A 21,749-nucleotide genomic window follows, 5' to 3' on the forward strand; every position below is an offset into this window, starting at 1 on the left:
ACCCTCGGTGCGTGAACGCCGCATCCCGCTCCCCCGTCCGCAACCCGATCGGCGCCCACGTGCCGGTGGCCGGGCGCGGCCTGGTCGGCACCGGCCTGGCCTACAACGAGCGGATCGGTGGCGAGGCGGTGCAGGTCTTCGTGGCCAATCCGCGCGGCTGGGCCACCCCCGCCGGGAACCCCGCCCACGACGAGGCGTTCCGCACCGCCTGCGCCGAGCAGGGCATCCCCGCCTACGTCCACGCGCCCTACCTGATCAACTTCGGCTCCGACAGCGTCACCACCCGCGAGCGGTCCACCGCCTCGCTGCGCCACTCGCTGCTGCGCGGCCACGCCATCGGCGCCCTCGGGGTAGTGGTGCACACCGGCTCCTCGATCGGCGCCGACCGGCGGGCTGCGGCGATGGCGCAGGTCCGCGCCGATCTGCGGCCGCTGCTGGACGAACTGGACGCCCTGGGCGACGCGGCCCCCTGGTTGCTGCTCGAACCCACGGCCGGCCAGGGCGCCTCGCTCTGCTCGCGGCTGGAGGAGCTCGCCGAGTACCTGGACGTGCTGGACCGCCACCCCCGGGTCGGCGTCTGCCTCGACACCTGCCACGCCTTCGCGGCCGGCCACGACCTCGCCGCCCCCGGCGGCGTCGCCGCCGCACTCGACGCCCTCACGGACGCCGCCGGTCCCGGCCGCCTGCGCCTGATCCACGCCAACGACTCCAAGGACGTCGCCGGCGCCCGCAAGGACCGGCACGCCAACATCGACGACGGGCACATCGGCGCCGCCGCCTTCCGCGATCTCCTCGCCCACCCCGCCACCGCCGGTGTCCCCTTCATCCTGGAGACCCCCGACCGCTCCGCCGCCCCCGGCTTCGGCCACCCCGCGGACGTCGCCCTGCTGAAGCGGCTACGCGCGGAAGCGGCCGCGGCACCAGCGGCCACGCCGGATCGACGAGCCGCCCGTCGACGACCGGCCCACCGGACTGCTTGACCAGGCGGGAGTACGGCACGGCCCAGTGGGTGAGGGCCGCGGTCGTCAGGGCCGGGCCCCCACCAGGTGCCGGCGCTGCCCAGCGGCCGGACCGGGCGCCAGAGTTTCCGGACGGTGCACTCCCGGGCCGTGCGCGCGGGGCTCAGGCGAGCCAAGGGCAGGGCAGCCGCAGCAGCTCAAGCGCCCGGCCGGCCACCGCCTCCGCGTGCGGCGGCACACCGCCGTCCGCCAGTCCCCGCGTCAGGTGCACCTGGAGCGCCTGGAGGGTGGCGAAGATGTTGAACGCCCAGGCGGGTACCGGTCCGGGGCCGCCGCCCTCCAGGGCCTTGGCCGGCACGTCGAGCCAGCCGGTCGCCTCCGCCTCGGTGAGGCCGGGCTCCAGCAGGATGCCGGTGATCGCCCGGGCCAGGCGGGCGTCCTCCATCTGGAGGTACCGGTGATCGGCGTCGGCCGCCGCGATCCGGCGGGCGCAGAGGTCGAGGAGGTCGGCGCGCTGCTCCGGGAGCGCGCGGGCGAAGGCGGCGGCCGCGTCCGCGCCGTGCGCGACGGCGTGCAGCCAGCCGAGGCGGTCGTCCCAGCCACGGGTGTCGGGCTCGGCCGGGTACCAGCGGGCGAAGGCGGCGTACCAGCGCTGGACGGTGCCCTGGTCGATGGCGCCGGGCAGTTGCCGACTGCGCGTCAGCACGCAGCGCAGTACCAGCGGCGCGAAGGTGCGCGCCTGCACCTCGGGGTGGTCCAACCGCGCCACGGCGGCCTCGCCGAGTGCGACCAGCTGGTCGTCGAGCCGGCCTTCGCGGACCCACTGCGCGCTGGCGGTGTAGGCGTGATCGTCGCGCACCACCGGGTCGGGCGAGCTCAGCATGGCCGCCAGCTCGTCGAGGAGCTCCGCCGCGGGGACGTCAGCGGGGAACGGGAACCCGGTGGCAGCCAGCAAGGCCCAGTCGATCGGTGCGTACGACAACGCGTCGGCTCTCCCGCCCGGTGACGACGACTCTTGAGCCATGTCCCACGGAGGCTCACACGACAGTCTTGCAGGCATCGTACCGCTTGCGGATCCGCTCGGAGGCGCCGGCCGTGCTGGTCACCGCGGCGGCCCGACTCCGGGGCCGCCAGCGGGCCGACCGAACGTCCAGGTCGCCCTGGCCCGGAGCCACCAGGCGGCTCGCCATCGGCCACGTCGCCGAACTTCCCGATCTGCTGGCCGAGTTGTTGAACCGTCCCTACCGCAACCCACACTGGCGAGGTCAGTAGCGCATCCCCATCACCGTCAGCACCTCTGCCAGGGTGCGGTCGGCGACCTCGTTGGCACGGGCGTTGCCGCGCGCCAGGACTTCGCGCAAGTAGGCGCGGTCGGTGGCGAGTTCGGCGCGGCGCTTGCGGATCGGGCGGAAGTAGTCGTTGACCGCGTCGATGACCGCGCTCTTGAGCCGGCTGGCGCCGCCGTCGCCGATGTCCTCGGCGAAGCTGCCCGGATCGCGGCCCTGGCAGAGCGCGCCGAGCAGCAGCAGGCTGGCCACCTCGGGTCGGCCGACCGGATCGTAGCCGATCCGGCGGTCGGCGTCGGTCTTGGCGCCCCTGAGCAGGGTGGCGGTCTCGTCCTCGGTGGCGCCGAGCGAGACGGCGTTGCCGCGGCTCTTGCTCATCTTGCCGCCGTCGGTGCCGAGCAGCCGGGGCGCCGCCGACAGCAGCGCCTGCGGCTCCGGGAAGAGCGGTGAACCGGGTTGGGCGTAGCGGGCGTTGAAGCGGCGGGCGATGGTGCGGGTGGCCTCCAGGTGGGGCAGCTGGTCCTGGCCGACCGGGACCAGGCCGGGCTTGCAGAACAGGATGTCGGCCGCCTGGTGCACGGGGTAGGTGAGCATCAGTCCGCTGACCGCCGCCTGCCGGGAGTGCGCGATCTCGTCCTTGACGGTGGGGTTGCGCTGCAACTCCGAGGCGCTGATCAGACTGAGGAAGGGCAGCAGCAGCTGGTTGAGCGCCGGCACCGCACTGTGGGTGAAGATCACCGCCCGGTCCGGGTCGATCCCGATGGCCAGGTAGTCGAGCACCAACCCCTCGACGTACTCGGCGAGTCGGTCGGCCGTGTCGCGGTCGGTGAGCACCTGGTAGTCGGCGACCACGATGAACACCTCGGCGCCCTCGGACTGCAGGCGGACCCGGTTCTGCAGCGTGCCGAAGTAGTGACCAAGGTGGAACGGACCGGTGGGCCGGTCGCCGGTGAGCACGCGGGGGTGGGGGTGCGGCATCGGTTTCTCCTCGTCATCGGGTGGGCGGCCGACCGGCGGCGGCCCGGCGAGGATCACAACGAAGGGCCGTCCGTCCGGACGGCCCTGGGCATGGTGGATGCGCGGCCGTCCTAGGACGGCCACCAGCTGAGGCAGAGCAGGCGCGTGCGCATGGGCCCCACTGTAACGCGTCCCGCGCGGTTCAGGGGAGCGCTGCGTGCCGTTCACTCGGCGGGAGGGCCGGACCCCCTACCGTGAGCGGTCATCGGCGACCCGGAAGCGAGGACATCCATGCACCAGCCCAGCGACGCCCCGACCGAGCAGCAGCCGGGCGGCACGGTGACCCGGCGCAGCGCCCTGCGGTTGACCGCCGGCATGGGCGGCGCCGCACTGGCCGCCGCCCCGCTGCTCACCGCCACCGCGGCGGCTGCTGACGATGCCTCAGCCCATGGGCAGGGCCAGGGAGAGGACCAGGGCTCGCCGCTGCTGCTGACCCGTCCCGAGTCACTGGGGGCGCCCGCCGTGGAAGGCCTGCACCTGACCTTCGGCGCGGACCCGACCACGCAGCTGACCGCCTCCTGGACCACGGACGGCCCGGTGCGTCGGCCCCGGGTCCAACTGGGCAGCCTGGAGGGCGGGTTCGGCCGCACGGTGGATGCCGAGACCCGCACCTACGTGGACGGGGCGAGCGGGCGCACGGTCTACACCCACCACGCGCGGATGGAGAACCTGCGGCCCGGCGGCTACTACACCTACGCCGCCCTGCACGACGGCGGCCGGCCGGACGCCGGCACCTTCCGCACCGCGCAGCGCGGGCGGCAGGCGTTCACCTTCACCTCGTTCGGCGACCAGGCGGTGCCGATCACCACCTGGCAGCCGGACGGCAAGGGCGGCTACACCTCGGTGCCCAGCGGGATCGCCTCGCCGGCCTCGGCGGACATCGTGGCCGGCATCGAGCAGGTCGACCCGCTCTTCCACCTGCTCAACGGCGACCTGTGCTACGCCAACATCTCCCCGGACCGGCTGCGCACCTGGCAGGGCTTCTTCGCCAACAACACCCGCTCCGCCCGGTTCCGTCCGTGGATGCCGGCGGCGGGCAACCACGAGAACGAGAAGGCGAACGGGCCGATCGGCTTCTCCGCCTTCCAGACCCGGTTCGACCTGCCGGGCAACGGCGGTGACGCCGAGTTCGCGGGGCTGTGGTACTCGTTCACGGTCGGCTCGGTGCACGTGGTGGTGCTGCAGAACGACGACGTGGCCTACCAGGACGGCGGCGACGCCTATCTGCACGGCTACAGCGGCGGTGCCCAACGAGCCTGGCTGGAGAAGGACTTGGCGGCGGCCCGGAGGGACGACTCGATCGACTGGGTGGTCGTCTGCATGCACCAGGTGGTGATCAGCTCCTCCGACGCCAACGGCGCCGACCGGGGCGTCCGCGAGCAGTGGGGACCGCTCTTCGACCGCTACCAGGTGGACTTGGTGGTCTGCGGCCATGAGCACGACTACGAGCGTTCGCTGCCGGTGCGGGGCGTGGTGCCGGGCTCGGAGACGCTGACCCCGAATCCGGTGGCGACGGCGACGGACGTGATCGACACGTCCCGGGGCACGGTGCACATGGTGCTGGGCGGGGGCGGCACTTCCTCGCCGAGCAACGGGAAGTTCTTCGAGCCCGGCAAGGCCAAGGTGATCACGGGGGTGGGCCCGGTCGGCGGCAACGGCAAGCGCCCGCCGGTGTACGTGTTCGAGGACGCGCCGTGGATCGGCGTGCGCGATCTGGACCATTCGTACGGCTTCGCGGCCTTCACGGTGGATCCGGGCAACCACCCCGGTTCGACCACCAGCATGCACGTGACGTACTACGCGGTGGCCCAGCCGGACGGGACGATCAGCCCGCTGGAGAACTTCGTGCTGCACCGCAAGCGCTCCGACGGCAGGTAGGGGTCCGCTCGCTGGAGCCAGGAGCCGGGAGCCAGTGGCCAGGAGCCGGGAGCCGCGCTCGCCTTCGGGCCTGCGCGGCTCCCGCTTTTGCGCGGGTACTCGTTGACATCGCCAGACTGGAGGGCCAGGCTAAGCAAGCGCTTAGTCAGTCTCACCCCCCGAGGATGCCATGACCGAGAACCCCCCCGGGCTCGACCTCGCGAAGCTCCGGGCGCACCTGGGCACCGGGCCGCTGCAGGCCGAGCTGATCCAGGGCGGCCGCTCCAACCTGACCTACCGGGTGACCGACGGCACCGAGCGCTGGGTGCTGCGCCGCCCGCCGCTGGGGCACGTGCTGGCCACCGCCCACGACATGGGCCGCGAGTTCCGGGTGCTCGGCGCACTGCACGGCTCGCCGGTGCCGGTCCCGCGCCCGGTGCGGCTGACCGACGACCCCGAGGTCATCGGCGCCCCCTTCTACCTGATGGAGTTCGTCGACGGCACCGCCCACCGGGACAGCGCGGCCCTGGCCGCCCTCGGCCCGCAGCGGGTCCGCGCGCTGGCCGACCGGCTGGTCGACACCCTGGTCGACCTGCACGCCATCGACCCGGCAGCAGTCGGCCTGGCCGACTTCGGGCGCCCCGAGGGCTTCCTGGCCCGCCAGGTGCGGCGCTGGGGCAAGCAGTTGGACGCCTCCCGCAGCCGCGAGGTGCCCGGCATCGAGGAGCTGCGCGCCCGACTGGCCGAGACCCTGCCCGACTCCCCCGCGCCGACCCTGGTGCACGGCGACTACCGCCTGGACAACGTGCTGGTGGGTCCGGACGACCGGATCAACGCCGTGCTCGACTGGGAGATGTCCACCCTCGGCGACCCGCTCACCGATCTCGGACTGCTGGTGATGTACACCGAGCTGGCCGAGCAGTTCGACGGCGTCATCCCCGGCGTGGCGCTGGCCCCAGGCTTCCCGGGCAGTGCGGAGTTGGTCGACCGCTACGCGGCCGGCGCCCGGCGCGACGTGTCGTCGGTGACCTGGTACGTGGCCTTCGCCTCCTTCAAGCTCGCCGTGGTGCTGGAGGGCATCCACTTCCGCTTCCGGCAGGGCGGCACCGTCGGCGCCGACTTCGACCGGATCGGCGAGCTGGTGCCCGCCTTCGTCCAGCACGGCCTGCACTCCCTCAAGGAGCACTGAGATTCATGGACTTCGCCTTCGACTCCCGCACCGAGGCACTGCGCGAGCAGCTCACCGCCTTCCTCACCGAGCACGTCTACCCGGCCGAGTCCCGGCTGACCGTCGAGCCGGACTGGTCAACCCCCGCGGTGATCCGCGAACTCCAGCGGGAGGCCCGCGCGCAGGGGCTGTGGAACCTGTTCTTCGTGGACAGGACCGGCCTTCCTGGCGAGCGCGGTGCCGGCCTGACCAATCTGCAGTACGCACCGCTCGCCGAACTCACCGGCCGCAGCATTCAGTTGGCGCCGGCCGCGGTCAACTGCGCGGCCCCGGACACCGGCAACATGGAGTTGCTCAACGAGTTCGGCGACGAGGCGCAGCGCAAGCAGTGGTTGGAGCCGCTGCTGAACGGGGAGATCCGCTCGGCCTTCGCCATGACCGAACCGGAGGTGGCCTCCTCGGACGCCACCAACATCCGCACCCTGATCACCCGGGACGGCGACGACTACGTCATCAACGGCCGCAAGTGGTACATCACGGGCGCGATGAACCCGGAGTGCCGGATCTTCATCGTGATGGGCCTGACCGACCCGGAGGCGCAGGTGCACCGCCGCCAGTCGATGGTCCTGGTGCCGCGCGACACTCCCGGGGTCACCGTGCGGCGCGCGATGACGGTGTTCGGCTACGAGGACCGCGACCACGGCGGCCACGCCGAGGTGGTCTTCGACAACGTCCGGGTGCCGGCGGGCAATCTGATCGGCGAGCCCGGGTCCGGCTTCGCCATCGCCCAGGCCCGGTTGGGGCCGGGGCGGATCCACCACTGCATGCGGGCGATCGGCGTGGCCGAGCGGGCACTCGAGTTGATGTGCCGCCGGGTCAGCGAGCGGGTGGCCTTCGGCAAGCCGCTGGCCGCCCAGGGCGTGATCCAGGACTGGATCGCCGAGTCCCGGGTGCGGATCGAGCAGGCCCGGCTGCTGGTGCTCAAGGCGGCTTGGCTGATGGACACCGTGGGCAACCGCGGCGCGCACACCGAGATCCAGGCGATCAAGATCGTGGTGCCGCAGACCGTCGAGTGGATCCTGGACAAGGCGGTCCAGGCGCACGGCGCCGCCGGTGTCAGCCAGGACACGCCGCTCGCCGGGCTCTGGGCCGGCCTGCGGACCTTGCGGCTGGCGGACGGCCCGGACGAGGTGCACCGCCGCTCGCTGGCCCGCCGCGAGTTGCGCAAGTACCAGGCGTGAGCAGGTGGTGGGGGCCGGGCCGGCCCCCACCACCTGCTCACCGCACGTTCACGAGCCGGCCCGGCGCCGGGCCGCAGCTCACGGCACGATCACGAGCCGGCCCGTGGTCCGGCCGGTCAGCACCCGCTGCACCGCGTCCGCGGCCCCGGCCAGCGGGAGCCGTTCGCTCACCAGGGGGCGGACCGCGCCGGCGGCGGCCAGCGCGGACAGCTCCTCGTGGCAGGCCCGCACCGCAGCCGGGTCCTTGGTGTTGTAGAGGCCCCAATGCAGGCCGAGCAGTGTGTAGTTCTTCACCAGCGCGTGCCCGAGGGGCGGAGTGGGGATGGTCCCGCTGGCGAAACCGACCACCACGATCCGGCCCTCGAAGGCGATGCACTTGGTGGAGCCGGTGTAGGCGTCGCCACCGACCGGGTCGAAGACCACGTCGGCGCCCTGGCCGCCAGTGAGTTCCCGGACCGCCGCGACGAAGTCCTCGGCCTGCCGGTCGATCACCACGTCGGCGCCCAACTCCTCGGCCACCGCGACCTTCTGCGCCCCGCCGACGACGGCGATGACCCGTGCGCCGGCCGCCCGGCCCAGCTGCACGGCGGCGCTGCCGACTCCGCCGGCTGCCGCGTGCACCAGCAGGGTCTCGCCGGGGCGCAGCGCGGCGCGGCGGTGCAGGGCGAACCAGGCCGTCTGGTAGCCGATGTGCAGCGCGGCGGCCTCGGCGTCGTCGAGTGCCCCGGGTGCGGGGAAGAGCGCCCGCCGGTCCATCAGCGCGTACTCGGCGAACGCCCCGCTGGGCGCCACCGGGTTGCCGATCACCCGCTCCCCGCTCGGGAGTTCACCGCACAGCTCGACACCGGGGACGAACGGCAGCGGCGGCTTCACCTGGTACCGGCCCAGGCACATCAGCCCGTCCGGGAAGTTCACCGCCGCCGCCCGCACCCGGACCAGCACCTGGCCGTCGGCCGGCACCGGCTCCGGCACGTCCTCGGCCAGCCGCATCACGTCCTGCGGCAGCCCCGCCGCCGTCACCTGCCAGGCCTTCACCGCTCCTCCTCCACCACGAACTTGCGCTGCAACCGGTTCATCGCGTCCAACCAGTGGTCGGTGTCCGTCGCCCGGGCCGCGTAGTAGTCGGCGACCTCGGGGTGCGGCAGGATCAGGAACCGCTCCTCGCGGATCGCCCGCAGGGTGTCGGCCGCCACCTGTTCCGCGCCCAGGGCGGTGGCACCCATCAGTGCCTGGCCCAACTCGCCCGCCGATTCCAGGATCCGGGTGCGCACGCCCTGCGGGCAGAGCGCGTGCACCTTGATGCCGCGGTGCCGGTAGGTGGCGGAGAGCCACTCGGCGAAGGAGAGCGCGGCGTGCTTGCTCACCGAGTACGGGGCGGAGCCGAGCATGGTGAGCAGGCCGGCCGCCGAGACGGTGGCCACGAACCGCCCGCCGCCGCGCTCCAGCCACTCGGGCAGCAGGAGTTCGGCGGCCCGGACGTGGGCCATCACATTGACCTCCCAGGCGGCGGTCCAGAGCGCCTCGGGCGCCTCCGGTCCCCCGCCGGGCGCGATGCCCGCGTTGGCGCAGTAGACGTCGATCCCGCCCAGTGCGGACCGGGCGGCGTCGATCAGCGCGGCCACGCCGTCCCGGCCGGCCGCGTCCCCGGGCACCGCGACCGCGCCGATCCGGGCCGCGGTCGCCGCGGCGGCGGCCGGGTCCAGGTCGTTGACCACCACCGCCGCGCCCTCGGCCGTGAAGGCCTCGGCGAGCGCGGCACCGATCCCGCGGCCGGCGCCGGTCACCACGCAGCGCTGACCGGCCAGCGCGGTGCTCACAGGCCGCCGCCCAGGGTCACGCCGCCGTCGATCACCAGGGTCTGCCCGGTGATCCAGGACGCCTGGTCGGAGAGCAGGAAGGCGACCGCGCCGGCGATGTCCTCCGGCAGGCCGAGCCGCTTCAGCGGGTACTGCGCGGCGGCCTCCTCCTCGCGGCCGACGTAGAGCGCCTCGGCGAACTTGGTCTTCACCACGGCCGGGGCCACCGCGTTGACCCGGATGGCCGGGCCCAGCTCACCGGCCAGCTCCATGGTGAGGCGGGAGAGGGCGGCCTTGCTCACGCCGTAGATGCCGATGCCGGGTGAGGTGCGCAGACCGGCGACGGAGGAGACGTTGACCACCGAGCCGCCGTGCTCGCCCATCCAGGCCTGGTGGGCCAGCTTGGTCCAGGCCAGTGGGCCGAGCACGTTGACGGCGAGGATCTTGGCGGCGGCGGCCGGGTCGGTGTCCAGCACGGGGCCGTAGACCGGGTTGATGCCGGTGTTGTTGACCAGCATGTCGAGCCGGCCGAACGCCGCGATGGTCCGGTCCACCGCGGCCCGCTGGTGCTCGGGGTCGTCGCCCTTGCCGGCCACCGCGATGGCGTTCTCCTCGCCACCCAGCCCGCGCACCGCGTCGGCGAGCGGCTCGGGATTGCGGGCGGTGATGCAGACCTTGGCCCCCCGGTCGACCAGCTCCTGGGCGATGCCGAGGCCGATGCCCCGGCTCGCTCCGGTGACCAGGGCCACCTGTCCCTTGAACGTCAGCGTCATGGGTCGACCTCGTTTCGAACGGTGACTAAGCGCTTGCTTAGCATGTTGTCCACAGGTCACACTGTCAACACCGCACATCGGCCCGATCATGCGAGGATGTCGGCCATGACCACCGCGCAGTTCGCCGATCACTGGCCCGGAGAACGCCCCGAGGCCGCGCGGCGGCTGCTGAGGGCCGCCGTCGAGTCCTTCGCGTCCCGCGGCTTCCACGCCACCACCACGCGGGACATCGCCACCGGCGCCGGCATGAGCCCGGCCGCGCTCTACATCCACTACCCGTCCAAGGCCGCCCTGCTGGCCGAGATCAGCCGCGAGGGCCACAGCGCCACGCTGGCACTGGTCGAGGCCGCGGTGGCGAGGAGCGAGCAGCCGCGCGAGCGGATGCGCCTGCTGGTCGAGGACTTCACCGCCTGGCACGCCCGCGGCCACACGGTCGGGCGGATCGTCAACTACGAGCTGCGCGCGCTGCCGGAGGAGGACTTCGCGGTCGTCGCCGAGTTGCGCCGCCGGATCGAGGACACCGTCAAGCAGGTGATCGAGGACGGCATCGCGGCCGGTGCCTTCGCCGACACCGACTCCCGCACCGCCGCCCGCGCCATCACCGGCCTCGGCATCGACGTGGCCCGGTGGTACACCGAGCGCAGCACCGAGACCCCGGAGCAGCTCGGCGTCCGCTACGGCGAGCTGGTGCTGCGGATGCTCGGCGCGGCCTGACCCCGATCGGCGGTGCCCCGGCGGGCGCCGCGCCGGCGACGGCTCGGCGGTGTGCCCGAGCCGGATCGCCGGCGGGCCGGCGACGGATCGGCGGCTCAGATGCCGGCCTTCAGCGTGTTGTCCAGGTGCGGGCCGAGGTAGCCCAGATAGACCAGTCCGCTCCGGGCCGTGTCGTCGTGGAAGTGCAGCCTGGGCGCCTTTCCGTTGCCGGCACCGATCCGCAGGTGGGCGCCCATGAAGACCTCGCCGGCCGGGTCGACCTCGGTCGGCACCGGGAAGGTCCGCTGCCGCCGCCAGACCGGCCGGCCGGCGGTCTGCGCCGACTCGTCCCGCACCACCTTGCCGGGCGGGAACCGGTGGCCGCCCGGCGGGGGTTGCCGGCACCAGTGCAGGAAGTCGCGCCAGGCGGCGCCGGAGCGCCGGGCCGCCGCGTAGTCCTGCAGCGCCAGCAGCGCGTCCCAGGCGGTCGCCGCCCAGTCCTCGCCGAGCGCCTGGGCGTCCAGCCCCACGGTGATCCGCCGGTTCCCGGTGAACCGCAGCGCCGGCAGCTCGCCGAGCCGCTCCAGCAGGGCCGCGAAACCGGTGGGCCCGGGGGGCTCCGCCTCCGGTGCCCGATAGGCTTCGGCCGCCTCGCCCAACCCTGCGAGGTGCTGCTGGAGGTGCCGCAACCAGCCCTCGGTGCGCCGCAGTTCATCGGCCCGCTCGGCCAGCTCGACGGCCAGCCCGAGCGCGTACTCCTGCTGTTCCCTCAGCTCCAGGCGCAGTTGGCCGATCTCCGCGCGCCGGGCGGCCTCCTCGTGGTCGGCCTCCTCCAGCAGTGCGGTCAACACCTCCTGGTCGGCGCGCAGTTGGGCCAGTCCCGGCCCGTCGGGCGAGGCCGGCGCAAAGGTCCCGGCGCCCGAAGGCCGGGGGCGGGTGCGCAGCGGCGGCAGCGCCGCCAGCTCGGCGGGCAGCGGGGCGCGCGCCGCCAGCCGCCGGGGCAGCCGGGCCACGGCCGCGGCGGTGTGCGCCGGGTCGGGGTGCCGACCGTGCGGGTGCACGGCCGGGTGGCGGTAGCCGTCCACCGGGGAGGCCGGATCGAGGCCGGGCAGGAAGGTCCGCACGCCACCGGCGGCGATCCGGTGGTGCGGCAGCGCCCGGTTGAAGGCGGGGACGGCCTCGGACGTCAGCCGGTAGAGCACGGCCAGGCCCACCAGTGGCCGCCACAGTGCCCGTTCGGACGCACCGGCCGCGGCGGCGTCCACCACCACGGGCAGCCGGCGCGCCCCGTCGCACAGCTCGGCGACCACCCTGCCCACGTCGGCCGTCGCCACCACCGCGGGCTCCGCGCGCACGGCGGACGCCCCGTCCCGTGCGGCCAGCCCGGTGAGCAGCGCGGCGGCGAGCTCCGGCGGATCGTCGTCACCCCCGGCCGTCCGGCCCGGCAGGTGCTCGACCTCCAGGCAGATCCAGGGCTGCGCCCCGTCCGCCCGGGTCCTGATCACCAGCGTGGTCTGCCGCAGGCCCGGCCCCGTGCCGGCCGGCTCGCGCAGCCGCCAGCGGGTGTGGGCGCCGTCGCGGCCGACCGCCGAGTCGGCGTCCAGCAGCACTCCGGGGGCCGGCGCGGTGCGCCCCTGGCCGATCGCCGCGGTGGGGTGGCCGCGCTGTTCGCCGAGCCGGCGGCGCAGCAGTTCGTCGGCCCGGGCCCCCGAAGCGACGTAGTCGTAGCCGCTGGTGACGATCATCCGGTAGGTGCCGGTCTCCATGGGGGCCGCCTGTCTGCCGCGCCGACGGGGTGTCAGCCAGTGTCGCAGCGGCCCGGACGGCACCACCAGCTCCAACTGACGGAGTACCCGCCCGTTGCCCGCGGCGACGGGCCGGGCTGCGGTGGCTCGGCGGCCCCGCACGGCCGGGTGCCGCTCATCCGCAGCCGAGCCGTGCGGGGTGCCCGCCCCGTCCTCTTCGGGGCAGCGGGCGGGCCCGTCTCAGGGCGCGCACCAGCCGGGCGCCCCGCCGGGGATCGTCCCGGGCGACTCGCACCTGCCGGCTGGGGCCGGTCCGGCCGCACGGGGCGCCCCGGCGGGGCCTGGCGGGTCACTTCGGCAGGGTGCATCCCGGCAGCGTCAGGTCCAGCTTGTTGCCGGGCGCGAAGCACGCCGGGATCTCGTAGGTCTCCTCGGCGTAGTTGGTGCCCTGGTGCACCGTGACCTTGCCGTTGGCGGCGACCTCGCAGGGGTTGTCGAGGGTGCAGCGGCCGCCGTCCTCGTTGCCGGTGTTGTTGACGGCCACCACCAGACCGGTGTTGGTGTCGATCACCGGGGAGCCGGAGGTCCCGCCGATGGTGTTGCAGCCGGAGGTGTAGCGGACCGAGTCCTTCCAGGTCCAGCTCGCCTCCTTCAACTCGTAGACGAAGCCGCTGATGTTGCAGCTGTAGGTGGCCTGCCAGTAGCCGGAGACCACCTCGATCGGGGTGCCGGCCGTGGGGTGGCTCGCGGAGATCGTCAACGGGCTGATGCCGTACTGCTGTTGGATGTCGTCGTAGCTCTCGGGGAGTCGATAGAGCGTCACGTCCGTGTTGGTCATGGTCGAGTAGACGACGCTACTGGCCTGGAGGTCGCCGATCGAGTCGCCGGAGTCGTCGAGCACGGTGAAGTCGCGACTGGACGGCTGGTTGGTGATCACCTGACCCGGGCTGGGCATGCCGGTTTCCAGGCAGTGCCCGTTGGTCATCACCAGCGCCGGGTCCGATCCTTGGGAATTGGGCATCCTGATGATGGAACCGGAGCAGTCGTCGAGCGCCACGGTGCCGGCGAAGGTGACGGTCGCGGCGTGCGGTGCGCGAGGGGCGGCGTTGGCGTGAGCGGTCGGTGCGGCGGCGGGCACGGCCTGCGCGGGGGCGGAGACGGCCAGCGTGCCGGCGCCGGCGAGCAGGGTCACGGCCAGCGCGCCGCTGAGGGGCAGCTTCATGTGCGGGCTCCTCTGAGGTGTGGGGGTCCCGCAAATTTGTCCTGCGCATGACGAGCTGTCAAGTGTTCCTGCGAGCCCGCTGGGAACGCGCTGGTAGCGCGCGTACCGCGCGGGTCGGGGTGCACCGGTGGCGGCCTTCCGCGTCAACGCGACCCAGGGGAGGGTCAGTTCCGCTCGGAGGTCGACTCCAGGATCCGCTTGACGATCTCCTCGGGGCGGGACGGCCTGCCGAAGTACCAGCCCTGGGCCCGGTCGCAGCCCATCGAGCGCAGCCGCTCCGCGTGGTCGGCGTTCTCCACGCCCTCCGCGGTGACGGTCAGCCCAAGGGTGTGGGCGAGCGACACCAGGCCGCTGACGATCCGCCACCCCAGCACCTGCTCGCGCCCGCTGTCCTTGAGGTCGCTGACGAACGAGCCGGCGATCTTCAGGCTGCCGACCGGCAGGTCCCGCAGGTAGGCGAGGTTCGACCAGCCCGTCCCGAAGTCGTCGATGGCCAGCGAAACGCCCATGTCCACCAGCGAGTTGAGGGCACGCAGCGAGTCGTCCTCGGGGCCCATCACGGCGCTCTCGGTGATCTCCAGCTGCAGCCGCTTGGGATCCAGCCCGGTGGTCCGCAGGATCCGGTCGATGTCCGCGACCAGCCCGGCGTTGCGCAGCTGACGGACCGCCAGGTTGACATTGAGGTGCGGCGCCCGGGCACCGAACCGCTGCACCCAGTCGGCCGCTTGGCCGCAGGCCTGCTCCAGCACCCACCGGCCGAGCGGCATGATCAGACCGGTCTCCTCGGCGGTGCCGATGAACTCGTCGGGCCCCAGCACGCCCAACTGCGGGTGCCGCCAACGGACCAGCGCCTCCACCGAGGAGAGCGAGCCGTCGTCCAGCCGGCAGAGCGGCTGGTAGTCGATGAAGAACTCGCCGCGGTCCAGCGCCACCGGCATCCGCACCGAGACGGCGTAGCGGCTGACCGAACGGGCGTTGCGCTGCGGATCGAAGAGCGTCCAGCGGCCGCGCCCCTCCTCCTTGGCGCGGTAGAGGGTCAGATCGGCGGCCCGCACCGCGGCCAGCGGAGTGGTCGCCGCCACCGGCCGCTCCAGCACGCCGACGCTGGCGCCGACCGCCAGCCGGTGCCCGTCGATCGGCACCGGCTTGGAGAGCGCGGCCAGCACCGTCTTCGCGGCGGCCACCGCCTCCTGCTCGCCCCGGCAGTTCTCCAGCAGCACCACGAACTCGTCGCCGCCCAGCCGCGCCACCATGTGTCCCAGGGGCCGCAGCGCGGACTCCAGCCGCAGCGCCACCGCGGCCAGCAGCTGGTCGCCCATCTCGTGGCCCAGGCTGTCGTTGACCACCTTGAAGCCGTCGAGGTCGACGTAGCACAGCCCGAACCGGGCCCCGGGCTCGGGCGAGTCGAAGACCGCCTCCAGCCGCTCGAAGAACGCCGAGCGGTTGGGCAGCCCGGTCAGCGGGTCGTGGTTGGCCTGGTGGCGCAGCCGCTCCTGGAGGCGGTACCGGTCGGTGACGTCCTCCATCATCGCGACCTGGTAGACCGGCGTGCCGTTGTCGTCGCGGATCAGGGAGTTGGTCAGGTGGGTCCAGACCACCTCGCCACCCTGGCGGTAGTACGGCTTGTCGAACGAGATGTGCTCGCGCTTGCCGCTGACCATCTCCTCGTAGGCCTCCCAGACGCCGGGGCTGTCCTCGGGGTGCACCAGGTCGGTCACCCGGCGCCCCTGCAGCTCCTCCGCGCTCACCTGGAAGATGTCCTGCATCGCCTTGTTGACCGCCAGGATGTTGCCCGCGACGTCGGCGATGCCGATGCCGATCGCCGCCGACTCGAAGAGCGCCCGGAACCGGGCCTCCGACTCGCGCAGGGCCCGCTCCGCCTCCCGGCGGGCGGTGTCGGCGGCGAACCGGATCGCCTCCTGCTCCTGGAGGGTGCGCTCGCGCAACGCGCCGGCCCAGCCGGCGGCGAACGCCCCGGCCAGTTCGGCGAGCACCGGCTGACCTGGCTCGCCCGCGTGCAGCAGGCCGATCGCCCGGGCCAGCAGGTCGGGGTCGGTGAACTGGGCCTCGACCAGCGCGGCACCGGCCTCGGCGGCGGGCCCCGGGTCGAGCAGCGGGGTGGCCTGCGCCTCGTGCAGCAGCGCGGTGGTGCGGCTGACCAGGCGGTGCAGTGCGTCGGGGTGCATGGCCGCGCCCTGGCTGCTGCGCAGCAGGCGGGCCCACTCCTCGGCGTCGGGCACGCCGGCGGCCGCCCGGACCGGGGGTTCGGGCGGGGAGGGTGCGGTCGTGTCGGGCAGGTCCGACGGGGGAGGCGTGGTCACGGCAGCAGCCCAACGCCGACCACGCCGACCATCCGCTCCGGGTTCTCGCTGACCTCGGCGGGCTCGTCCGGACGCCACTGCGGCAGGTAGACCAGCCCGGGCTCGACCAGCCGGAAACCGTCGAAGAAGCCGCTGATCCGCTCCACCGAGCGCATCGTCATCGGGGTCGGGGTACGGCTGTACAGGGCCTGGTGCGTCTCGGTCTGGTCCGGGCGGCCCTCCAGCGAGGCGTGGCAGAGCGCCAGCGCGCTGCCGGCGGGCAGGGCGTCGCGCAGGGTGCGCACGATGCCCTCCGGGTCCTGCTCGTCGGTGACGAAGTGCAGCACGGCGATCAGCAGCAGCGCGACCGGCTCACCGGGCGCCAGCAGGTCGGCCACCTCGGGCCGGGCCAGCAGGTCGGCGGGATCGGTCAGGTCGGCGTCCACCACGGTGGAGAGCTCGTCGTCCTCCAGGAGCAGGCGACTGTGCGCGACCGCCACCGGGTCGTTGTCCACGTAGACCACGCGGCTGTCCGGCCGGAACGCCCGGGCCACCTCGTGCACCGCGCCGAAGGTCGGGATGCCGGAGCCGATGTCCAGGAACCGGGTGAAGCCCCGTTCGGCCAGGTAGGTGACCGCGCGGCGGAGGAAGGCCCGGTTGGCCCGCATGATCAACGGCAGATCGGGCCACATCTCGATCGCCTCACGTGCCATCTCACGGTCGGCGGCGAAGTTGTGCGAACCACCCAGGTAGTAGTCGTACACGCGGGCCGCTGCCGGACGGTCCAGGTCCATGCCCTCGGGCACCCACGATGGTCGCCGCATCTGGGACCCCTTCCGACACAGGATTAGACAAGAGGCACAAAGATCATCCTATCGACGCCGATGGCGTCGCAACCGGCCGCGGCGCGGTGGGGGGATGGGGCAGCCGACGTCCCTGAAGCTATCAGGGCCGCCGGCCGATCTTCGCACCACCCGCTCGGCTACTCGACGGTGACCGACTTGGCCAGGTTGCGCGGCTTGTCGACGTCCCGGGCCAGCGCCACCGCGGCGTAGTAGGCGAACAGCTGGAGCGGGATGTTCAGCAGCAGCGGGTCCAGCTCGGGCTCGTTCTTGGGCACCAGCAGGGTGTGGTTGGCGAACTTGGCGTCGGGCGCGGTGTGCGCGATGGCCAGCACCCGGCCGGCCCGGGCCCGGATCTCGCCCAGCGTGGTCAGGTTCTTGTCCAGCAGCTCGTCGTCCGGCACCAGCGCCACGGTGGGCAGTTCGGGGCTGATCAGGGCGAGCGGGCCGTGCTTCAGCTCGGAGGCCGGGTAGGCCTCGGCGTGCACGTAGCTGATCTCCTTCAGCTTCTGCGCGCCCTCCCGGGCCACCGGGTAGCCCCGCACCCGGCCGATGAACATCATGCCGTCGCAGTCCGCGTACTCGGCGGCCAGCTCGGCGATCTCCTTCTCCTGCTCCAGCACCTGGCGGATCTGCTCCGGCAGCGCCTTGAGGCCGTCCACGATCCGGCGGCCGTCGGCGGGTGACAGGTCGTTGATCCGGCCGAAGTGCAGGGCGAGCAGCGCGAAGGCGATCACGGTGGAGGTGAACGCCTTGGTCGAGGCGACCGAGATCTCCGGGCCCGCGTGCAGGTAGACGCCGCCGTCCACGGCCCGGGCGATCGCGCTGCCCACCGTGTTGACCACGCCGAGCACCCGGCCGCCCTTGCGCTTGACCTCCTGCACGGCGGCCAGCGTGTCGTAGGTCTCGCCGGACTGGCTGACCGCGATGTAGAGGGTGTCCCGCTCGATCACCGGGTTGCGGTAGCGGAACTCCGAGGCGGGCTCCGAGTCGGCGGGGATCCGGGCCAGCTCCTCGATCAGCTGGGCGCCCATCTGACCCGCGTAGTAGGCCGAGCCGCAGCCGATGATCTTGACCCGGCGGATGTCGCGCAGCTCGCGCGCGTCCATGTTGAGCCCGCCCAGGTGCGCGGTGGCGAACCGCTCGTCCAGCCGGCCGCTCAGGGTGCGCTCGACGGAGGCGGGCTGCTCGTGGATCTCCTTGATCAGGAAGTGCGCGTGCCCGGCGGTGTCGAAGGAGTCGATCTCCCAGTCCACGGTGGACGGTTGACGGGTGGTCGGGCGGGCGTCCTCGGTGAAGGTGCGGAAGCCGTCGGCGCGCACCACGGCCAGCTCGCCGTCCTCCAGGTGCACCACCTGGCGGGTGTAGCGGACCAGGGCGGCCACGTCGGAGGCGACGAACATCTCCTTCTCGCCGACGCCCAGCACGATCGGGCTGCCGTTGCGGGCCACCACCACGCGGTCGGGCTGCTCGGCGTCCAGCACCGCGATGCCGTAGGTGCCGACGACCAGGGCCAGCGTGGCGCGGACCGCCTCCTCCAGGTCGGTGCCCTCGGCGCTGTGCGCGGCGACCAGGTGGACCAGCACCTCGGTGTCGGTCTCCGAGGCGAAGACCACGCCGTCGGCGATCAGCTTGGCGCGCAGCTGGTCGGCGTTCTCGATGATGCCGTTGTGCACCACGGCGAACCGGCCGGCGGCGTCCAGGTGCGGGTGCGCGTTGGCGTCGCTGGGCTCGCCGTGGGTGGCCCAGCGGGTGTGGCCGATGCCGGTGCCGCCCTTGAAGCGGGCGGGGATGGCGGCCGCCAGATCGGCCACCCGCCCCTTGGTCTTGCGCATCTTCAGGCCGGTGCCCTTGCCGCTGACCGCGACACCGGCGGAGTCGTAACCGCGGTACTCCAGCCGTTGCAGGCCTTCGAGCAGGAAGGGGGTGGCGTCCTTGGGACCGATGTAGGCGACGATTCCGCACATGGTGAGGGCTGACTCCTGACGTGGGTTCTGACGTGGGTGGGGTAGTGGACGGCCTGACTGTGGTGCGCTGTGCTCACCCGGCGCTGCCGGCGCTTACTCGGCCGGCGTTGCCGGGGCGTGCTCGGCCGGCGTTGCCGGGGCGTGCTCGGCCGGCGTTGCCGGGGCGTGCTCGGCCGGCGCCGCCGGGGCGTGCTCAGCCGTAGACGATGCGCCGCAGCTGGCGCGCCGACAGCTCCGGGGCGACCACCCGGCGACCGGGCAGCTCCTCGGCGATCCGACTGAAGATCTGCTCGTTGGTCAGCCCGCGGGCCTGAAGCTCGGTGTGCCGCCGCCGCACGTAGTCCGTGGTCGTCTCGGAGAAGTACGCGAGCACCTCGGCCACCACCCGGGCGGCTTCCCGGGGCCCGAGCGCACTGGTCCGGGCGAGGTGGGCGAGCAGGTCCGCGTGCGGCGCTGGAGGAGGAGAGCTGGACACGGAGGGTGAGCTTAGGTGGCCACTCCGAGAAAACCAAGAATCCTGCCCGATATCGGGCAGGATCCCGCCGTTCAGCCTATCCGCGGGTCCGATGCCGGAGGCGACGGGCATGACCGAGCCGCACATCCGTCCCGCCGGGCGCCGGCCGTCCAGCTGATCGACGACTACGACGACTACGGGGTCCCCCTGTACGTAGAACTGGGGTTCGAGCTGCGGCTGACGCCGAGCTCGGAGTCAGCCGCAGCCTCAGAGCTCCAAGGCATAGGCCTCCAGACGATCGGCGAGCTCCACCGGATGCCCGAGCATCGGGCAGTGGTCGCCCGGCATCTCATCGGGTGTGATGCCCAGGCGCTCCCGCACCACCCGGCGCATGAAGTCGGCGGGCAAGAAGCGGTCGTCGCGCGCCAGCAGGAACCTGGTCGGCACCTCGGGCCAGGCCGCCAGCGGCCAGGGCGCCTGGAACGGCGTCAGCGACTGCTCCCGCCCGCGGCTCAGCAGCTCGGCGGCCAGCTCCGGCGGCGTGTCGTGCAGGAACAGCGCCGTGGTGTCGTCCGGATCCCGGCCGTCGCGCTCGTCCTGGGCCAGCCGGGCCGCCGCGTAGCCGGTGTTGGCCCACCACTCCCCCGGCGTCTCGCCCGGCAGCGGCACCTGCGCCTGCAGCATCACCAGCAGGCGCACCGGCAGCCGGTCGCAGACCAGCGGCGCGGTGAAACCACCGAACGAGTGCGCCACCAGCACCAGTTCACGCCGATCACCGACGGCGCGCAGCACGGTGTCGGCGTACTCTGGCAGGCCCGCCTCGTCGTCATCACACGGCAGGTCGACGGCCACCACCTCCCGCCCGCGCCGGCGCAGCTCGTCCGCCAGCAGGTGCCAGCACCAGGGCCCGGCGCCGGCACCGGGGATCAGCACATAGGTCGCCATCATCAGCCAGCCTCCTTGAGGGATCTGCCGAACTCCTCGGCCGTCCCGACCGTCCTGGAGGGTCTCCACCGTCTTGGGGGGTCTCCCGCTTCGCACCCTAGTCGGCTACTCTGACATCCATGTTCGCCTCCGAACCGCACTGACGGGCCGTCATGTCGCTCGCGCCGCCGAGCGGCACACGGTGACCTGTCGTGCCCGCGCACGGTCCGCGCCGCGGATCGTGCTGTGTTTTCGGAGAACTCCTGTGTCCAGTGCGTCCTATCGTGCTGTCCTCGCGCTGCCCCGTGCGCGCGCCCTCTTCCTCACCGGCCTGCCGGCCCGGCTCTGCTACGGACTGCTGAGCATTCCGATGCTGCTCGCGGTGCGGGCCGGCACCGGCTCCTACGCGGCGGCCGGCACCGCGGTGGGCCTGGCCGGGCTGGCCACCGCGCTGCTCGGGCCGCTCCGGGCCCGGCTGGTCGAACGCCGCCCGGGTGCGCTGCGGCCGCTCGCCGGCGTCTACGCGCTGCTGCTGCTCCTGCTGGCCGCCGTCTGCACCGGACACCGGCCGGCCGCGCTGGTGGTGGTCGTCGCGGTGCTGGCCGGCGCCTGCCCGCCGCCGGTCGGACCACTGCTGCGCACTGCCTGGGGCCGACTCGCCGCCGACGAGGCGCAGCGGCAGTCGGCGCTCAGCCTCGACACCGCCACCGAGTCGACGGTCTTCGCCCTCGGGCCGGTGCTGGCAGGGGCGTTGGTCACGGTGTCGTCCGCGCGGACCGTGCTGGTGGTGTGCGCGGTGCTGGCCCTGGTGGGGTTCGGGCTGCTGCCGGGCGCGTTGCGGGCGGTGCCCGGCGGTGTCGAGGTGAAGCCGAGTGGGCGGCGAACTCCGCTGCGGGTAGCGGGATTCGCGCCGCTGCTGGGCCTGGTGCTGGCCGCGGCGGCGGCCGTCGCCCTGGTGGATGTGGCGATGCTGGCCGCGTGGGGCACGGTCACCACCGGGGTGCTCACCGCGCTCTTCTCGGTCGGCGGCGTGGTCGGCGGGCTGCTGTACGGACGCCTCGGGCTGCCCGGTGAGCTGACCCGTCGCCCGCTGCTGCTGGTCGCCGCCACCTCGCCCTGCTACGCGCTCCCCGCTCTGCTGCACTCCGCTCCTGCTGCCGCACTCGGGCTGCTGCTCGCCGGGGCCGCCACGGACGTCCTGCTGATCACCGCGTACCAGCTGGTCGAGGTGCTGGTCAGCAGCGGTTCCCGGACCGAGGCGGGCGCCTGGGTCAACACCGCCTTCAACCTGGGCGCCGCCGCCGGCACCTCGCTCGGCGGCCTGCTGGTCGACCGCGCCGGCCCGCTCACCGCCCTGGGTGCGCCCGCCGCGCTGCTCGTGGTCGCCGTCCTCACCGGCGCCCCGGCCGTGCTGCGGCGTCATGCGGTGAGGCGCGACGCGACGGCCTGACACTTGCCGGGGCCCGCCGCGCCGGATGCGGTGCAGCCGCTTCCCGCACCCGACA

At 73.4% G+C, this 21,749-nt stretch carries 18 protein-coding genes; 6 read left to right on the forward strand and 12 right to left on the reverse strand.

Features of this window, described 5'->3' with window-relative positions; genetic code table 11:
- The first annotated feature begins 11 nt into the window (after positions 1 to 11).
- Positions 12 to 980, forward strand: coding sequence for a deoxyribonuclease IV (locus tag LN042_RS08525; protein ID WP_230050049.1), 969 nt, complete (start codon positions 12 to 14; stop codon positions 978 to 980).
- A gap of 142 nt (positions 981 to 1,122) precedes the next feature.
- Here LN042_RS08525 and LN042_RS08530 read toward each other — a convergent pair whose 3' ends face one another.
- Both LN042_RS08530 and trpS read right to left on the reverse strand, forming a co-directional pair.
- Entirely contained in the window at positions 1,123 to 1,941 is an 819-nt protein-coding gene (locus LN042_RS08530) for a DUF2785 domain-containing protein (protein WP_230050051.1), read from the reverse strand.
- Between the two features lie 283 nt (positions 1,942 to 2,224).
- Positions 2,225 to 3,223, reverse strand: coding sequence for a tryptophan--tRNA ligase (gene trpS, locus LN042_RS08535; RefSeq protein WP_230050052.1), 999 nt, complete (start codon positions 3,221 to 3,223; stop codon positions 2,225 to 2,227).
- A gap of 270 nt (positions 3,224 to 3,493) precedes the next feature.
- On the opposite strand from trpS, the gene LN042_RS08540 reads away from it, so the two are divergent.
- From LN042_RS08540 to LN042_RS08550, 3 genes are all read left to right on the forward strand, one after another.
- Positions 3,494 to 5,140, forward strand: coding sequence for a purple acid phosphatase family protein (locus LN042_RS08540; protein WP_230050054.1), 1,647 nt, complete (start codon positions 3,494 to 3,496; stop codon positions 5,138 to 5,140).
- A gap of 169 nt (positions 5,141 to 5,309) precedes the next feature.
- Complete coding sequence (locus LN042_RS08545; protein WP_230050056.1) at positions 5,310 to 6,308, forward strand: phosphotransferase family protein; 999 nt, start codon at positions 5,310 to 5,312, stop codon at positions 6,306 to 6,308.
- Between the two features lie 5 nt (positions 6,309 to 6,313).
- A complete protein-coding gene (locus LN042_RS08550; RefSeq protein WP_230050058.1) occupies positions 6,314 to 7,528 on the forward strand; it encodes an acyl-CoA dehydrogenase family protein in 1,215 nt (404 codons plus the stop codon).
- A gap of 78 nt (positions 7,529 to 7,606) precedes the next feature.
- Here the strand turns inward: LN042_RS08550 and LN042_RS08555 are convergent, their stop codons facing one another.
- From LN042_RS08555 to LN042_RS08565, 3 genes are read right to left on the reverse strand one after another with little or no spacing between them, the layout of a single operon-like run.
- The gene (locus LN042_RS08555; RefSeq protein ID WP_230050060.1) at positions 7,607 to 8,563 is read right to left on the reverse strand and encodes an NADPH:quinone oxidoreductase family protein; all 957 of its coding nucleotides are present in this window, start codon (positions 8,561 to 8,563) and stop codon (positions 7,607 to 7,609) included.
- A complete protein-coding gene (locus tag LN042_RS08560; protein WP_230050062.1) occupies positions 8,560 to 9,345 on the reverse strand; it encodes an SDR family NAD(P)-dependent oxidoreductase in 786 nt (261 codons plus the stop codon). The genes LN042_RS08555 and LN042_RS08560 overlap by 4 nt, the downstream gene beginning before the upstream one ends.
- A complete protein-coding gene (locus LN042_RS08565) occupies positions 9,342 to 10,097 on the reverse strand; it encodes an SDR family oxidoreductase (protein WP_230050063.1) in 756 nt (251 codons plus the stop codon). The genes LN042_RS08560 and LN042_RS08565 overlap by 4 nt, the downstream gene beginning before the upstream one ends.
- Positions 10,098 to 10,202: 105 nt before the next feature.
- Here LN042_RS08565 and LN042_RS08570 point away from each other — a divergent pair, with 105 nt between their 5' ends.
- Positions 10,203 to 10,811, forward strand: coding sequence for a TetR/AcrR family transcriptional regulator (locus tag LN042_RS08570; RefSeq protein ID WP_230050065.1), 609 nt, complete (start codon positions 10,203 to 10,205; stop codon positions 10,809 to 10,811).
- 95 nt (positions 10,812 to 10,906) lie between these two features.
- On the opposite strand, the gene LN042_RS08575 is transcribed toward LN042_RS08570, so the two are convergent.
- From LN042_RS08575 to LN042_RS08605, 7 genes are all read right to left on the reverse strand, one after another.
- Entirely contained in the window at positions 10,907 to 12,556 is a 1,650-nt protein-coding gene (locus tag LN042_RS08575) for a hypothetical protein (RefSeq protein ID WP_230050067.1), read from the reverse strand.
- A 328-nt stretch (positions 12,557 to 12,884) separates the two neighbouring features.
- Positions 12,885 to 13,757, reverse strand: a complete 873-nt coding sequence (locus LN042_RS08580) for a trypsin-like serine peptidase (RefSeq protein ID WP_230050069.1) — start codon at positions 13,755 to 13,757, stop codon at positions 12,885 to 12,887.
- Positions 13,758 to 13,921: 164 nt separating this feature from the next.
- Entirely contained in the window at positions 13,922 to 16,078 is a 2,157-nt protein-coding gene (locus LN042_RS08585) for a putative bifunctional diguanylate cyclase/phosphodiesterase (RefSeq protein ID WP_230050071.1), read from the reverse strand.
- On the reverse strand, positions 16,075 to 16,881 hold the full coding sequence (locus LN042_RS08590) for an SAM-dependent methyltransferase (RefSeq protein ID WP_230050073.1): 807 nt from the start codon (positions 16,879 to 16,881) through the stop codon (positions 16,075 to 16,077). Before LN042_RS08590 ends, LN042_RS08585 begins: the two co-directional genes overlap by 4 nt.
- Before the next feature lie 158 nt (positions 16,882 to 17,039).
- Entirely contained in the window at positions 17,040 to 18,866 is a 1,827-nt protein-coding gene (gene glmS, locus LN042_RS08595) for a glutamine--fructose-6-phosphate transaminase (isomerizing) (RefSeq protein ID WP_230050075.1), read from the reverse strand.
- 193 nt (positions 18,867 to 19,059) lie between these two features.
- Entirely contained in the window at positions 19,060 to 19,341 is a 282-nt protein-coding gene (locus LN042_RS08600) for a hypothetical protein (protein WP_230050077.1), read from the reverse strand.
- 246 nt (positions 19,342 to 19,587) lie between these two features.
- Complete coding sequence (locus LN042_RS08605; RefSeq protein WP_230050079.1) at positions 19,588 to 20,268, reverse strand: alpha/beta fold hydrolase; 681 nt, start codon at positions 20,266 to 20,268, stop codon at positions 19,588 to 19,590.
- A 241-nt stretch (positions 20,269 to 20,509) separates the two neighbouring features.
- Here LN042_RS08605 and LN042_RS08610 point away from each other — a divergent pair, with 241 nt between their 5' ends.
- Entirely contained in the window at positions 20,510 to 21,694 is a 1,185-nt protein-coding gene (locus LN042_RS08610; RefSeq protein WP_230050081.1) for an MFS transporter, read from the forward strand.
- The last annotated feature ends 55 nt before the right edge of the window (positions 21,695 to 21,749 follow it).

The sequence above is a fragment of the Kitasatospora humi genome, assembly GCF_020907985.1.
GTDB classification, from domain to species: domain Bacteria; phylum Actinomycetota; class Actinomycetes; order Streptomycetales; family Streptomycetaceae; genus Kitasatospora; species Kitasatospora humi.

Bases quoted from the DNA above. Each gene is read 5' to 3' on its own strand.
- LN042_RS08550 (WP_230050058.1), top strand. From the start codon at position 6,314: ATGGACTTCGCCTTCGACTCCCGCACCGAGGCACTGCGCGAGCAGCTC.
- LN042_RS08580 (WP_230050069.1), bottom strand. From the start codon at position 13,757: ATGAAGCTGCCCCTCAGCGGCGCGCTGGCCGTGACCCTGCTCGCCGGC.
- trpS (WP_230050052.1), bottom strand. From the start codon at position 3,223: ATGCCGCACCCCCACCCCCGCGTGCTCACCGGCGACCGGCCCACCGGT.
- LN042_RS08570 (WP_230050065.1), top strand. From the start codon at position 10,203: ATGACCACCGCGCAGTTCGCCGATCACTGGCCCGGAGAACGCCCCGAG.
- LN042_RS08575 (WP_230050067.1), bottom strand. From the start codon at position 12,556: ATGGAGACCGGCACCTACCGGATGATCGTCACCAGCGGCTACGACTAC.
- LN042_RS08565 (WP_230050063.1), bottom strand. From the start codon at position 10,097: ATGACGCTGACGTTCAAGGGACAGGTGGCCCTGGTCACCGGAGCGAGC.
- LN042_RS08545 (WP_230050056.1), top strand. From the start codon at position 5,310: ATGACCGAGAACCCCCCCGGGCTCGACCTCGCGAAGCTCCGGGCGCAC.
- LN042_RS08590 (WP_230050073.1), bottom strand. From the start codon at position 16,881: ATGCGGCGACCATCGTGGGTGCCCGAGGGCATGGACCTGGACCGTCCG.
- LN042_RS08605 (WP_230050079.1), bottom strand. From the start codon at position 20,268: ATGATGGCGACCTATGTGCTGATCCCCGGTGCCGGCGCCGGGCCCTGG.
- LN042_RS08540 (WP_230050054.1), top strand. From the start codon at position 3,494: ATGCACCAGCCCAGCGACGCCCCGACCGAGCAGCAGCCGGGCGGCACG.
- glmS (WP_230050075.1), bottom strand. From the start codon at position 18,866: ATGTGCGGAATCGTCGCCTACATCGGTCCCAAGGACGCCACCCCCTTC.